Origin of the sequence: Mycobacterium seoulense, from assembly GCF_010731595.1 — a bacterium.
GTDB lineage: Bacteria > Actinomycetota > Actinomycetes > Mycobacteriales > Mycobacteriaceae > Mycobacterium > Mycobacterium seoulense.
Genome location: NZ_AP022582.1, coordinates 2420980 through 2434434 on the forward strand (window position 1 = coordinate 2420980; position 13455 = coordinate 2434434).

Below are 13455 nucleotides of genomic sequence, written 5' to 3' on the forward strand. Positions count from 1 at the left end.
GTGCGTTCCTAGTTCAACCGCAGCTCGCCGGTCGCGCGCTGCTGGTCGGATTGATGTTTGAGGACCACGCCGAGGGTGGCGGCGACGACGGAGTCGTCGATGGTGTCCAGGCCCAACGCGAGCAGCGTGCGGCCCCAGTCGATGGTCTCGGCGATGGACGGCACCTTCTTGAGTTGCATGCCGCGCAGCACGCCGATGATGCGCACCAGTTCCTCGGCGAGGTGCTGCGGCAACTCGGGCACCCGCGACAACAAAATGCGGCGTTCCAATTCGGGGCTGGGAAAGTCGATGTGCAAGAACAGGCAACGACGCTTGAGGGCCTCGGACAGTTCCCGGGTGGCGTTGGAGGTCAGCACCACGAACGGTGTCCGTTCCGCGGCGATCGTGCCCAGTTCCGGGACGGTCACCGCGAAGTCGGAAAGCACCTCGAGCAGCAAACCCTCGATTTCGATGTCGGCCTTGTCGGTTTCGTCGATCAGCAGCACCGTGGGCTCGGTGCGCCGGATGGCCGTCAACAACGGGCGCTGCAGCAGAAATTCCTCGCTGAACACGTCGTCCTTGGTCTGATCCCAGTCGCCCGAGCCCGCCTGAATACGAAGTATCTGCTTGGCGTGGTTCCACTCATACAGCGCGCGCGCCTCGTCCACCCCCTCGTAGCACTGCAAGCGGACCAGCCCCGAGCCGGTCGCCTGAGCCACGGCACGGGCCAGCTCGGTCTTGCCCACACCGGCGGGGCCCTCCACCAGCAGCGGCTTGCCCAACCGGTCGGCCAGGAACACCGCGGTCGCGGTGGCGGTGTCGGGCAGGTATCCGGTCTCGGCCAACCGCCTCGAGACGTCTTCGATGTCGGCGAACAACGGCTTGGGCCGGGCGGGCACGCTCACTATCTCAGTTCTCCTAAAGCACTTTGCGTCGCGAGTATCAGGCGGGACGGACTTGCCCGTCGCCCCACGCGATCCATTTGGTCGAGGTCAGCTCCGGCAGCCCCATCGGACCCCGCGCATGCAATTTCTGGGTGGAGATGCCGATTTCGGCGCCGAAACCGAACTGCTCACCGTCGGTGAAGGCCGTCGACGCGTTGATCATCACCGCGGCGGCGTCCACACCGTCGCTAAACCGTTGCGCCGCGGCCATATTGCTGGTGACGATCGCTTCGGTGTGTCCGGTTCCGTACTCGTTGATGTGAGCGATCGCGGCGTCGATGCCGTCGACCACCGCGACCGCGATGTCCATCGACAGGTACTCACGGCGCAGGTCGTCCTCCGCCGCATCCGCTGAGAACCCTCCGTGCACGGTCACACCCGCATCCTCGAGGGCGGCCACCAGCCGCGGCAGCGCCTTCTTGGCGATCGCGGCGTCCACCAACAGCGTCTCGGCGGCGTTGCAGACGCTGGGCCGGCGGGTTTTGGAGTTCAGCAGGATGCGTTCCGCGACATCCAGGTCGGCCCCTTCGTGCACATACACGTGGCAGTTGCCGACGCCGGTCTCGATCGTGGGCACCTGCGCGTCGCGGACCACCGCGTTGATCAAACTCGCTCCCCCACGCGGTATCACCACGTCGACCAGGCCGCGGGCCTGGATCAGGTGCGTCACCGTGGCGCGGTCGGCGGCCGAAAGCAGTTGCACCGCATCGGCCGGCAGGTCCTCGCTGACCAGCGAAGCCCGCAGCACTTGCACCAGCGCCTGGTTGGATCGCGCCGCCGAGGAACTTCCGCGCAACAACACCGCGTTGCCCGACTTGAGCGCCAGGCCGAAGGCGTCGACGGTGACGTTGGGCCGGCCCTCATAGATCATGCCGACGACCCCGAGCGGCACGCGCTGCTGCCGCAGATGCAAACCGTTGGGCAGGGTGTAGCCGCGCAGCACCTCCCCTACCGGGTCGGGTAACCCGGCGACCTGGCGCAGGCCGGCGGCGATGCCCTCGACCCGTTTGGCGTCGAGCGCCAGGCGGTCGAGCATCGCTGTCGGTGTGCCGACGGCTTCGGCGGCGCTGAGATCTTCGGCGTTGGCCGAGAGGATCAATTCGGTGTGGGCCGCTATCGCGCCGGCCGCGGAGCGCAGCGCCTGGTCCTTGGCGACGGTGGGCAACAGTGCCAGGACGCGGGAGGCGACCCGGGCGCGGCGAGCGGCGTTGTGCACCTCCCGGCGCAAGTCGGCCTCTCCCTGCTGAGCCTCTCCGCTGCGAAAGGGTGCTTGCAGACTCATTGAACCAGGGTAGCGGGCCTTAGCCGGCCGGGTGAGGCGGCCCGGGTATTACGGCATCCGCTCCATGCGTAACGTGCCGACGAGCAAGTCCCGCTCGCCGGGTCAGCGGAGCGGTTTCGCCGGCGTCGGTGCCCCGGGGCGGGTCGGGCCGATCCGCTCATGCTGAGTCACCTGTCGCACCTTGGTTTGCCGCTCCTCGATGAGCCGCCCTAAGTCTTGCAGCAGCAACGGCTTACGCATCACCAGATGCTCGAGGTGCTCACGATCGATCTGTAGCGCCGTCACCTCGTCCAGCGCGTACGCGCCGGCGAGGTTGGGCTGGCGGGTGAGCGCGGTCAGGCCGAGGAACGATCCCTCGTCCAGCGTGGTGACGGGCACCACCGACCCGTCGTCGGTCGTCGCGGTCAAGCGCACCCGGCCGGCCACCAAGAAGGTCATGCCGGGCGAGACCTGCCCGGCGGACTCGAGAATCTCGTCCGCACCGTAGCGGACGATCTTCGCGTACGGGACCAGCGATTGCTGATCGGTATGACTGAGCCGCAACGCGGGCGCGACCACCGTGCGCAACGCCTTTTCCACGCGTTGTTTGGTGGAGTAGTCGTCGTCGGCACCGTCGAGCCGCAGGCGCGCCCGCCGCGCGGCATACCAAGCCCAGCGCAGGAAGGTCGCTTCGGTGGCTTCGGCGTCGGCCGGAGAGATCAACCGGATGGTCGTGCGGTACTGGGCGCCGCCCAAGGCCACCGTGGTGGGCAGGATTTCGGCTTTGCGGGCCGGCAGCGCCGCGGCGATCCGCGTCAGCATCGCGCACACCTTGTCCGGGGAATCGCCGGCCGCGAACTTGGTGGTGATCGCGCAGTCATACGCGCGGGACGGGCGACTGAGGTTGGTGAACGAGGTGCTGGCCAGCATCGAGTTGGGCATGATGCGGATTCCGCTGCCGGTGTCGATGTGCACCGATCGCCAGTTCACCTCGACGACGCGCCCCCGCGCCGTGCCAGTGTCCAGCCATTCGTCGATCCGGAACGGCTGCTCGAACAGCAGGAACAAGCCGGACACGACCTGGCCGACGGAGTTCTGCAGCATCAGGCCGATGACCACCGATGTGACGCCCAACGCGGTGAACAAGCCGCCGATCCGGACGCCCCAGATCAAGGACAGCATCACCGTCAGGCCGACGCCGATGACCCCGAAGCGGGCGACGTCGACGAAGATGGTGGGCAGTCGTTTGCGCCAGCTCTCTTCGGGCGCCCCCTCGAATACCGTGGCGTTCAGGGCGGACAGCACCAGCACCAACACCAGCAGGCCGAACATCGTCGTGAGGATCCGCACCGCGCCATCCCCGGCCGGCACCTGCGAAGCCTTGACGAGCAGCAGCAACAGCGCACCCAGCGGCAGCAGGTAGTTGCGCAGCAGGCTTATCTGCCTGGCCAGGTGGCTGTTTCGGCGCAGCAGCATGCGATGCAGCTCGGTGAGCAGGATCAAAACGACCGGGAATCCGAACGCGACGCCGATGGCCCAGTAGAACCACGATGATTGGAACAAGTTCATGATCGCTCCGACAACCGGTAGATCGCCTGGTCGGTTCCGCCGACCGAGATGGTGCCCGCCGGCGTGAACTGCCGCACGTCCCGCATCGCCTCGTACACCTGCGACGTGACATAGATGCCCGATTGGTTTGCGCCACTTTGCATTCGGTAAGCCAGACTCACCGCGGCACCCCACATGTCGTAGACGAGACCCGAGCGGCCGACAAGTCCGCTGATGACGTCGCCGGTGCTGATGCCCACCCGCAGGCGCAGCTGGTGCCCGGACTGGCCGTTGAATCGACTGATGATGTGGCGCATTTCGACGGCGAAGTCGACGCTGCGGTGGATGCTGTCCAGCCGCGGCGTGACCACCCCGCAGCTGGCGAGATAGCCGTTGTGGAAGGTGCGGATCCGCTCGACGCCCAAGGAGTCGGCCGCCGAATCGAACTGCCGGAACAGCTCGTCGACGATCCCGACCAACTCGTCACCGGAGACATCCACGGAAACCTCGTCGAGGCCGACGATCTCGGCGAAGATGACGGCCACGCCTTGGTGTTCCAGCGCGATGGTCTCCTGACCTTCGCGGTATCGCTGGACGACGGACTCGGGCATCAGCGCCAGCAGCAAGCGGTCGTTCTCCCGGCGCTGTTCGTTGAGCAACTCCTCTTTGATCGCCAGGCTGCGGCTCATCTCGTTGAAAGCCGCTGTGAGATCGCCGATCTCGTCACGCGTAGTCACCGGGATGTTGACCTCGTAGTCGCCGGAGCTGATCTTCTGCGTGCCCGTCTGCAGCCGGCGGATCGGCCGCAACATCAGCTGGGCCATCACCATCGACGCCACGCAGATGGCGAAGATCATGATCGACACGGCCAACACCACCGTCCTGCTGAACCTACCCAGGCGCGCGAACGCGTCGGAGTTGTCCCGCGTCGCCAGGATCGACCAGTGCAGGTCGGAGTTCGGTACGGTCAGCGGGCCGTAGGCCTCCAACTCCCTGTTGCCCAGATAGTCCGTGGCGCTGAGGACCCCGGACTGTCCGCGTTGGGCGGCACGAAGACCCGCGGTCGGGACGGGCTGCACCAGCGTCGTGCCGCCCAGCCGGATCGCTTCCTCCACCACGTCGGGCGGGGTGCCCGATGCCACGGCCTCACGCCGGTATTCGGCCGGATCCTCCAGGAAAAGCCTTGAGTCGGAACGCATCAGGTTGTCCGGTCCGGCCAGGTAGGTCTCGGTTGCCGGCCCCATCCCGGCGGCCTCCCAGTGTTTCTCGGCCGTCATGATCCGGTTGATCTTCGAGATCGGCAGCGGGAGCGCCATGACGCCGTTGAACTTGCCATTCATCCCCACCGGCGACACCGCCCATGCCGTGGGGGCGTCGAGCTGTGGCTGGTAGGGCTGGAAGTCGGTGATCCAGACGAAGTTGAGGTCGTTGGAGCGCAACGCTTTCTGGAATGCGTCGCGCAGATTGGATTCCCGGTACGGGCCGGTGAGAATGTTGGTGCCCAGGTCGGGGCCCTTGTTCACCGAAAAGACGACATTGCCCTGCATGTCGAGCAACAGCGCATCCGGATATTCGAAGCGGGTGACGATGTCGTGCATGTAGAAGCCGTAGCGGGCGCTGGCCGCCGACCACGCGCTGCCGTCGCCGGCGTCCTCCACCTTCCTCGCGTCGGAGATCGACGGGTACGGCGCGGTGTAGTAGGCCTGAAGGTACTTCTGCGCGTTGGAACTCGGGAAGATCGCGTTGCGATCGAGTTCTTCACCGGTCATTCGCTTGATCGGTTTGATCATGTTGTCGTCGTAGTAGGTGACGAGCGCCTGCTGCTGGGCCGGCGTGATGGTCGCGTTGGACAACTGAGCGAACCCGTCGGTGAACGCCGTCGTCGCCTCGACGATGCTGAAGCCGCCGCTGTAGACGATGAGCGAATTCGTCACCTCTTTGAACAGCGACCGCACCTGCCGCGCCTGGGACTCGCGCAGTTCGATGAGTCGTTCGGATTCGACTTGGCGCAGGGCATTGCGCCCCGACGAGGCCCCGATGAAACCGATCACCCCGATCGACAGGATGCTGCAGAGCAGCAGCGTCAGCAACAGCTTGGATTGCAGGCCGATCCGGAAAAGCCGACGACGGCGGAACTTATGCCTCTTGCGGGGCTCACCCGAGTGCGCCACAGCCGTTTCGCGCGGGGCGGATGCCGGTGCCGGGTCGGAAGCCGGCTCCGCGTCTTGTAGCTCGCTCGATGTCACTCGACTTCGCCCTTCCTCGGACCCGCAGCATCGCTCACGCAGCACCCTAGCGCGCGTGTCTCGAGATATGGGTGATTGCGGCAAAGCGCTCAGCGTGAAGAACGCGTGGGTCTTCATTCGCCTAGCACCGCACACTTATCCTTGGCGCTATGGGCGACGGGTGCGCTGAGGGGTGTGGCTGCGAGTCGACCGACATCGCGACCGCCCGACATCCGGCGCGCGACGCCGAATGGGTGTGGGCGGCCCGCTGGGCGCGTCGGCTCGCGTGGGCCAGCCTGGTCTGGATGTGCGCGGAGGGCGCGCTCGGCCTGTGGCAAGGGTTCGCGGTCGGTTCCATCTCCCTGATCGGCTGGGCGCTCGGCAGCGCGGTCGAGGGCCTGGCGAGTGTGATCGTCGTGTGGCGGTTCACGGGTTCACGCACGCTGTCGGAGACTTCGGAGCGGCGGGCGCAGCGCGGGGTGGCCGTTTCGTTCTGGCTCATCGCGCCTTACATCGCTTTCGAATCGATCCGGAATCTGCTCACCGGGGCCCGCCCCGAGACCACGCTGATCGGGATGATCCTGACCGCCGTGGCGCTGGTTCTGATGCCCCTTCTGGGATGGGCCAAGCGGAGACTCGGCGCGCGCCTGGATTCGCGGGCCACCGCGGGCGAGGGCACGCAAAACTATTTGTGCGCCGCGCAGTCCGCGGCGGTGTTGCTCGCGCTGGCCGTCATCGCCGTCTGGTCGGGCGGCTGGTGGCTGGACCCCGCGGTCGGCTTGGTCATCGCCGGCCTTGCGGTGCGGGAGGGTCTCGAGGCGTGGCGCGGTGAGGAATGCGGATGCTGACGCAAGCGCCAAAACCGCCGCGCTGCAGACGCTTTGGCCCTCGCGGAGGTTTCCGTACGCGGAGAGTCGCCACCCGCTAACGTCAACGTCATGGCACGAGTCTGCGTGGTCGGCAGCGTGAACATGGACCTGTCGCTGCGCGTGGAGGCCCTTCCCCGGCCCGGTGAGACGGTGCTGGCGGCGTCGCTGACCCAAGCACCGGGCGGCAAAGGTGCCAATCAGGCCGTGGCGGCGGCGCGCGCGGGCGCACAGGTGCAGTTCGTCGGCGCGGTCGGCGACGACGCGGCCGGCGAACGGTTGCGCGGTCACCTGCTGGCCAACGGCGTCGGACTGGACGCGCTCGCCGAAACGCCCGGACCGAGTGGCACGGCCATCGTCGTCGTCGACGCCAACGCCGAGAACACCATCGTGGTCGCGCCGGGCGCCAATGGGCGGCTGACGCTGGATGCGGCAGCGCGACGCGTCATCGCCGGCTCCGAGGTGTTATTGACGCAACTGGAGATTCCGGTGCGCGCGGCGGTGGCGGCGGCACGGCAGGCCCGTTCGGCCGGGGCGGTCGTCATCATCAACGCCTCGCCGGCCGGCGGCGACCCGAGCCTACTGCCCGAACTGGCAACCGCGGCCGACGTCATCGTGGTGAACGAAGCCGAGGCCGACCAGTGGCCCTGGCGCCCAATGCACTTGGTGACAACGCTGGGTGCGCGCGGAGCCCGGTACGTGGGCGCCGACGGCGATTTCGTGGTTCCCGCTCCCGCGGTAGCCGCGGTGGACACCACCGGGGCCGGGGACGTGTTCGCCGGAGTGCTGGCCGGAAGCTGGCCGCGCAATCCGGGTTCGCCCGCCCTGCGGCGGCGCGCGTTACGGCGCGCCTGCGCCGCCGGCGCGCTGGCCACGCTGGTGTCGGGTGCCGGTAACTGCGCCCCGGACGCCGAAGCGATCGACGCGGCGCTGCACGACGACCGCTAGCCGGTATGCCCGCCGACGTCGTGGGCGATTCTCAGGCTGTCGCCGGTTTCCATCTCGTCGGCCGTCTGGCTGAGCAGCAAGCGGCTGCGGCTCGGCGACAGCACCGTCGACACGCAATGATGCGGCGCCCCGGCCACGAACGCGACGCGGTTGACGCGCAGCAGCGCGGCGCCGATGGCCGTGTCGAGCAGGTGCGCGTTGCGCGGCCCGGCGATCTCGGCCGTGATCTCGTGCCGCACCCGGTCCACGGCGACGCCCGCCTCCGACAGCAACTCGTAAAGCGGCGCACGCCGCAACTCCGGCTCGGTCAGCGCGTCGGCCAGCTCCGGCGGCACCCAGGCTTCGGTCACCATCAACGGCTCATCGGTCCTGCGTTGGCGCCGCACCCGCACGATCTGGAGCAACTCGTCGGAAGTGCCCAGGGCCTCGCCGATGGCGCGCGGCGGGCGGCGCTTCCCGATTTCGACGACCTCGACCTTGGTTTCGAATTGCGCCTGTCGCAGACCCTGCATGAACGACCGCCCAGCCCCCGATGCGTCCGAGACGTCCGTCGGGTCGTGTCGCCGTACGAACGACCCGACGCCATGCCTGCGCTCGATGTAGCCGCGGTCGGCCAGGTCCGCCAGCGCCCTGCGCACGGTGATGCGCGATACGCCGAACTGGTCGCAGAGGGTCTGCTCGGTGGGCAACGCGTCGCCGGGGCCGATGACGCCGCGGTCGATCTCGTCGTGCAGCACCAAGAACAGCTGCCGGTGCAGCGGCACCCCGGCCGCCGCCGAGACCGGCCCTGCTCTGTCCTGCTGCACGGTGGTCAATGCTTCCACACGGCCTCCCTTGCACAGCTCGATAGGTTGTTATATGTATATAACAACTTATCCCTTCGGCTTCCAGGGAGATCCGATGAACGTGCCGGCCGCCACCGACCCGGCCGGGCCGACCGGACGCCTTGCCACCTGGGTCGCCGACCTCACGCTCGACGACATCCCACAAGCCGTCCTCGACCGCGCGAAGCACCTCTTGCTGGACGGCATCGGCTGCGCGCTCGTCGGGGCGCAACTACCGTGGTCACGCGTCGCAACCGACGCCGTCCTCGCCTTGGAAGGCCCCGGCGACGCCGTCGTCATCGGCACCGGACGCACGGCCGCGGCGCCCGCGGCGGCGATACTCAACGGCACGTTCATCCAGGGCTTCGAGCTCGACGACTTCCATCCCCTCGCCCCACTGCACAGCTGCTCGCTGCTGATTCCGGCGCTGCTGTCGACGGTGTGCACGCGGCCGCAACCCTCGACGGGCCCCGACCTCCTGCTGGCCGCGGTCGCCGGCTTCGAGGTGGGCCCGCGCGTCGGCCACACGCTGCACGGCACCCAGATGCTCGACCGAGGCTGGCACTCGGGATCCGTTTTCGGCACCCACGCCGCGGCAATGGCCTCCGGGAAGCTGCGCGGACTGTCCCCGGCGCAGTTGGAGGACGCCCTCGGGCTGGCCGGTACACAGTCGGCGGGGCTGATGGCCGCCCAGTACGAAGCCATGAGCAAGCGCATGCACCACGGTTTCGCGGCGCGCAACGGCTTCTACGCGGCCGGACTGGCGGCGGCCGGATACACCGGCATCAAGCGGGTGTTCGAGCGTGAATACGGCGGGTTTCTGAGCGTTTTCGGCGAGGGCCACCATCCCGACGCGGCCCTGCTGACCGGCGAACTCGGCCGACGGTGGGAGACCACCATCATCATGGTCAAGTCCTACGCCGCGATGGGTGGATTACACGCGGCGATCGACGCCGCCCGCAGGCTGCGTGATTCGACTGCGCCCCAGGACATCTCGTCGATCGACATCACGGTCGGCGAGACCGTCTACCGGCACGGCTGGTGGCGGCCGCAGCGACCGCTCACCCCGATCGGTGCTCAGATGAACATCGGGTACGCGACCGCCGCGGCGCTGCTCGACGGAAACGTGCTGCCCGAGCAGTTCACGCCGGCACGCCTGGACTCCGACGACATCTGGTCGCTCATCGCCGCGACGACGGTGCACCTCGACGAATCACTCGCCCACGCCGACATCGCCGAAAGGTTCCGCACCGACGTCGTGGTCACCACCCGTGACGGCGCCGTCCACCACGCCCGCGTGGCGCTGCCGCACGGCGCACCCAACGATCCGGTCACCAACGACGAACTCGTCGACAAGTTCCACTCACTCGCCGACCGGGTCACCAGCCGCGCGCGAGCTGAAGCGATCGAGCGGCTGGTGGTCGATCTCGACGACCTCGATGACATCGGGCAACTGATGGACCTGCTCGCGGCCCCGGTCGCGGGCGCCCTGGACTGAAAGGAGAGCCATGCCTACCACCCCGGCCCGTCAACGGCTGAAGGACTTGCTCAAGACCCGTGAACTCGTCGTCGCGCCAGGCGTTTTCGACGGCATATCAGCGCACCTGACGAAACGCACGGGCCACGCCGCGGCGTACCTGACCGGTGCCGGCGTGGCGGCCTCCGGTTTCGGCCTACCCGACATCGGGCTGGTCACCGCGACCGAGATGGCCGGCCGGGTCGCGATGATCACCGACGCGTTGGGCGACATCCCATTGATCGCCGATGCCGACACCGGCTATGGCGCACCCATCAATGTGGTGCGCACCGTTCGCTCCTACGACGCGGCGGGGGCGGCCGCGATTCAGTTGGAGGATCAGGTCTTTCCGAAACGGTGCGGCCACCTGCCCGACAAACAGGTGGTCGACGCCGCGGTCTTCGAACAGACCCTGGCCGCGGCGCTCGACGCCCGCTCCGACGACGCCCTGCTGGTGGTGGCCCGCACCGACGCACGGGCGCCCCTCGGCCTTGAAGCTGCCATCGAACGGGCCAACCGGTACGCACGGGCGGGCGCCGACATCATCTTCGTCGAGGCGCCGCAGGACGCCGGCGAGATCGAGCGCATCGCCCGCGAAGTGGAAGCCCCCCTGTTGATCAACCTGGTGCTCGGCGGCTTGACGCCGCTGCAATCGGCGGGGCGGCTGCAGGAGTTGGGCTACGCCATCGCGATTCATCCGGGCAACCTGCTGGCGCAGGCGACCTTCGGCATGCTGCAGAGCCTTTGCGAATTGAACGGCACCGACATCGCCGGCCACCTGCCCACCACGCCCGGCGATTTCTTCAACTTGGTGGGGATGGCCGAATGGCTGGATCGCGACGTCCGATACGCCCGGAAGGACCCGTCATGGGCATGACCATCATCGAGAAGATCTTCGCCCGCAAGGCCGGTCGGGATGCGGTGTCGGCGGGTGACACGGTCGTGGTCGACGTCGACATGACCGTGCTCATCGATCTGCAGTTCGCCACGATGTGGATTTCGCCGAACCGGATCCACGACCCCGACAAACTGGCCGTCGTCATGGACCACGCCGTTCCCGCACCGACCATCAAAGACGCCGCCGCGGGTCCGCAGGCCCGCAAATTCGTCGCCGACTTCGGCATCGAGCGGTTCTACGACGTCGGCAGGCACGGCATCTGTCACCAGGTGATCGCCGAGAATGGACTGGCACGGCCTGGAGAAGTCCTGGCCTGCACCGACTCTCACACCTGTGCCGCGGGCGCTTACAACACCGCCGCCCGGGGCCTGGGACCCGCGGAGATCTACTCGATCATGTGCACCGGCACGACGTGGTTCCAGGTCGCGCCCACGATCCGGTACGAGCTCGATGGCGTCAAACCACAGACCGTCAGCGGGAAGGACATCTTTCTGCACATCGCCAACGAGTACGGCGATGCGCCGAATTTGAACCTGGAATTCGGCGGCACCGGCCTGGCCGGTCTTCCGATGCACGACCGGCGCACCATCGCGACCCAGTGCGCCGAGGTTTCCGCCGACTTCGCCACGTTCGAGCCCGACGACATGCTGGCGTCGTTTCTGCGCGAGCGCGGCGTCACCGGATACGGCGCCGTCACACCCGATTCCGATGCCGCATACCAGGAGATCCGCCATGTCGACTTGGCAACGCTGGAGCCTTACGTGGCGCGGCCGGGAACGGTCAGCCGCAACGGGCTGCCCGTCTCCCAGCTGGACCGCCGCAAGGTCGACCAGGCATTCATCGGCTCGTGTGCGAATGGACAGCTCGAGGACCTCGAGATCGCCGCACGGGTGGTGCGCGGCAAGTCCGTCGCTAGAGGCGTGCGGTTGCTCGTCACGCCCGCCTCGCAAGCGGTTTACCGGGATGCCATGCGGCTGGGGTACCTGCAGGACCTGGCGGACGCGGGTGCGGTCATCACCAACTCCACCTGCGGCGCCTGTTTCGGCTACCACATGGGGGTGGTCGGTCCCGGGGAGGTGTGCATCACCTCGAGCACCCGCAACTTCACCGGCCGCATGGGCAGCACCGAGGCGGAGATTTTCATGGCGTCACCGGCAACCGTTGCCGCGTCGGCAATCACCGGCTACATCACCGACCCGAGGAGTGTGACGGCATGACCGTGGTGTTCGGCGGAAGGGTCTGGGTGTTCGGAGACAACCTGAACACCGACGCCATGTACCCGGCCTTCGCCATGAAGATGGATCCGTCGGAGGCGGCCAAGCACATCTTCTACGAGGTCCGCCCGGGTTGGACCGACCAGGTGTCCCCAGGTGACATCGTCGTGGCCGGCAGAAACTTCGGGCTCGGATCGTCACGGCCCGTCGCGGCCCTCTTCGTCGAGCTCGGCGTCGCGGGACTGGTCGCCGAGGAATTCAACTCGTTGTTCTTCCGCAACGCCGTCAACGCCGGCCTGCCGGCGATGACCCTGCCCCATGCCACCACCGTCTTCCACGAAGGGGACACGGGGACGTTCGACCTGACCGCCGGCACCTGGCGTAACGACACCACGGGTGCGTCCGGAACCGTCCCCGAACTCCCCGGGCTCATCCTCGACATCATCGAAAGCGGCGGCGTGCTGCCACGGTTGGCCCAGCAGGGTTATCTACCCGGCGAATTGGGCGACCTGTTACGGTCGCCCACCGTCGCGATTCGCGGCGCGGGCAGCGGCGCATGATGACACCGCTGGGCAGGCTTCTGCGTGGTGTCCGCGCCGGCGCGCACCGAAGTCCCCTTGCCCATAGGGCGTTCGATGCGCCCGCGTCCATCAGCGTCAGCAGCACCGCCTTCACCGACGGGGGCGGCATGCCGACTTCCAGCGCCGGCCAGGGCGTGGGGGACAACGTCTCGCCGCCCTTGCGGTGGACCGCGCTGCCGCCAAGGACCCGACAGGCGGTGCTCATCATCGACGACGTCGACGTCCCGCTCCCCCGCCCACTGCTGCACACCGTCGCGGTGATCGAACCAACGCTGGACGGCCTCGACGCCGGCGGGTTGCGGCCGGGCGCGCCAGGCATACGCTGCCTGCGAGCCGATCTCGGCCATCGCGGCTACGCCGGGCCGCGCCCGATCCCCGGCCACGGGCCGCACCACTACCGATTCCATGTGTTCGCGATCGAGCACGCCGTCCCCGACCACATCACCACGGCCAAGGCGTTGCTGGCCGCGATGAGGGGCCACGTCCTGGCCCGCGGTGTGCTGACCGGAACCTACGAACGCTGACCCGGCGTGTCACCGCGACCCACCTGACCTGCGGTTGGCAGCGGTTGGCAGCGTCTGGCGTCGATCTGGCAGCGGTGTGCGGGCAGCGTCGGTGGCGATCGCAGTCAGCCATCGAGAAAGGAACATC

General features: G+C 67.8%; 12 protein-coding genes. 7 read left to right on the forward strand and 5 right to left on the reverse strand.

Going from position 1 to position 13455, the window contains the following annotated elements; all coding sequences use genetic code 11:
• Positions 1–8 precede the first annotated feature (8 nt).
• From G6N37_RS11055 to G6N37_RS11070, 4 genes are all read right to left on the reverse strand, one after another.
• Positions 9–884, reverse strand: a complete 876-nt coding sequence (locus G6N37_RS11055) for an AAA family ATPase (protein ID WP_163679880.1) — start codon at positions 882–884, stop codon at positions 9–11.
• Positions 885–921: 37 nt separating this feature from the next.
• A complete protein-coding gene (locus G6N37_RS11060) occupies positions 922–2205 on the reverse strand; it encodes a glutamate-5-semialdehyde dehydrogenase (RefSeq protein WP_163679883.1) in 1284 nt (427 codons plus the stop codon).
• Positions 2206–2307: 102 nt separating this feature from the next.
• Entirely contained in the window at positions 2308–3753 is a 1446-nt protein-coding gene (locus tag G6N37_RS11065) for a mechanosensitive ion channel domain-containing protein (RefSeq protein ID WP_163679886.1), read from the reverse strand.
• Complete coding sequence (locus G6N37_RS11070; protein ID WP_163679887.1) at positions 3750–5978, reverse strand: adenylate/guanylate cyclase domain-containing protein; 2229 nt, start codon at positions 5976–5978, stop codon at positions 3750–3752. Before G6N37_RS11070 ends, G6N37_RS11065 begins: the two co-directional genes overlap by 4 nt.
• 149 nt (positions 5979–6127) lie before the next feature.
• Here G6N37_RS11070 and G6N37_RS11075 point away from each other — a divergent pair, with 149 nt between their 5' ends.
• Together G6N37_RS11075 and G6N37_RS11080 are read left to right on the forward strand one after the other, a co-directional pair.
• Positions 6128–6805: a cation transporter gene (locus G6N37_RS11075; protein ID WP_163679891.1), complete on the forward strand. Its 678-nt coding sequence runs from the start codon at positions 6128–6130 to the stop codon at positions 6803–6805.
• A 90-nt stretch (positions 6806–6895) separates the two neighbouring features.
• Positions 6896–7771 (forward strand): PfkB family carbohydrate kinase, encoded by an 876-nt coding sequence (locus tag G6N37_RS11080; RefSeq protein ID WP_163679896.1) that lies wholly within the window; start codon positions 6896–6898, stop codon positions 7769–7771.
• Here G6N37_RS11080 and G6N37_RS11085 read toward each other — a convergent pair.
• A complete protein-coding gene (locus G6N37_RS11085) occupies positions 7768–8586 on the reverse strand; it encodes a GntR family transcriptional regulator (protein WP_163684915.1) in 819 nt (272 codons plus the stop codon). The genes G6N37_RS11080 and G6N37_RS11085 overlap by 4 nt on opposite strands.
• Positions 8587–8671: 85 nt before the next feature.
• On the opposite strand from G6N37_RS11085, the gene G6N37_RS11090 reads away from it, so the two are divergent.
• The 5 genes from G6N37_RS11090 to G6N37_RS11110 are packed head-to-tail and all read left to right on the forward strand — an operon-like array spanning position 8672 to position 13328.
• Positions 8672–10093: an MmgE/PrpD family protein gene (locus G6N37_RS11090; protein WP_163679898.1), complete on the forward strand. Its 1422-nt coding sequence runs from the start codon at positions 8672–8674 to the stop codon at positions 10091–10093.
• Between the two features lie 10 nt (positions 10094–10103).
• Positions 10104–10988, forward strand: a complete 885-nt coding sequence (locus tag G6N37_RS11095) for an isocitrate lyase/PEP mutase family protein (RefSeq protein WP_163679900.1) — start codon at positions 10104–10106, stop codon at positions 10986–10988.
• Positions 10979–12226: a 3-isopropylmalate dehydratase large subunit gene (locus tag G6N37_RS11100; protein WP_163679904.1), complete on the forward strand. Its 1248-nt coding sequence runs from the start codon at positions 10979–10981 to the stop codon at positions 12224–12226. The genes G6N37_RS11095 and G6N37_RS11100 overlap by 10 nt, the downstream gene beginning before the upstream one ends.
• The gene (locus G6N37_RS11105) at positions 12223–12783 is read left to right on the forward strand and encodes a LeuD/DmdB family oxidoreductase small subunit (RefSeq protein ID WP_163679908.1); all 561 of its coding nucleotides are present in this window, start codon (positions 12223–12225) and stop codon (positions 12781–12783) included. Before G6N37_RS11100 ends, G6N37_RS11105 begins: the two co-directional genes overlap by 4 nt.
• Positions 12780–13328 carry a YbhB/YbcL family Raf kinase inhibitor-like protein gene (locus tag G6N37_RS11110; protein ID WP_232075421.1) on the forward strand — a complete coding sequence of 183 codons (549 nt, stop codon included), beginning with the start codon at positions 12780–12782 and terminating at the stop codon, positions 13326–13328. Before G6N37_RS11105 ends, G6N37_RS11110 begins: the two co-directional genes overlap by 4 nt.
• Positions 13329–13455 lie beyond the last annotated feature (127 nt).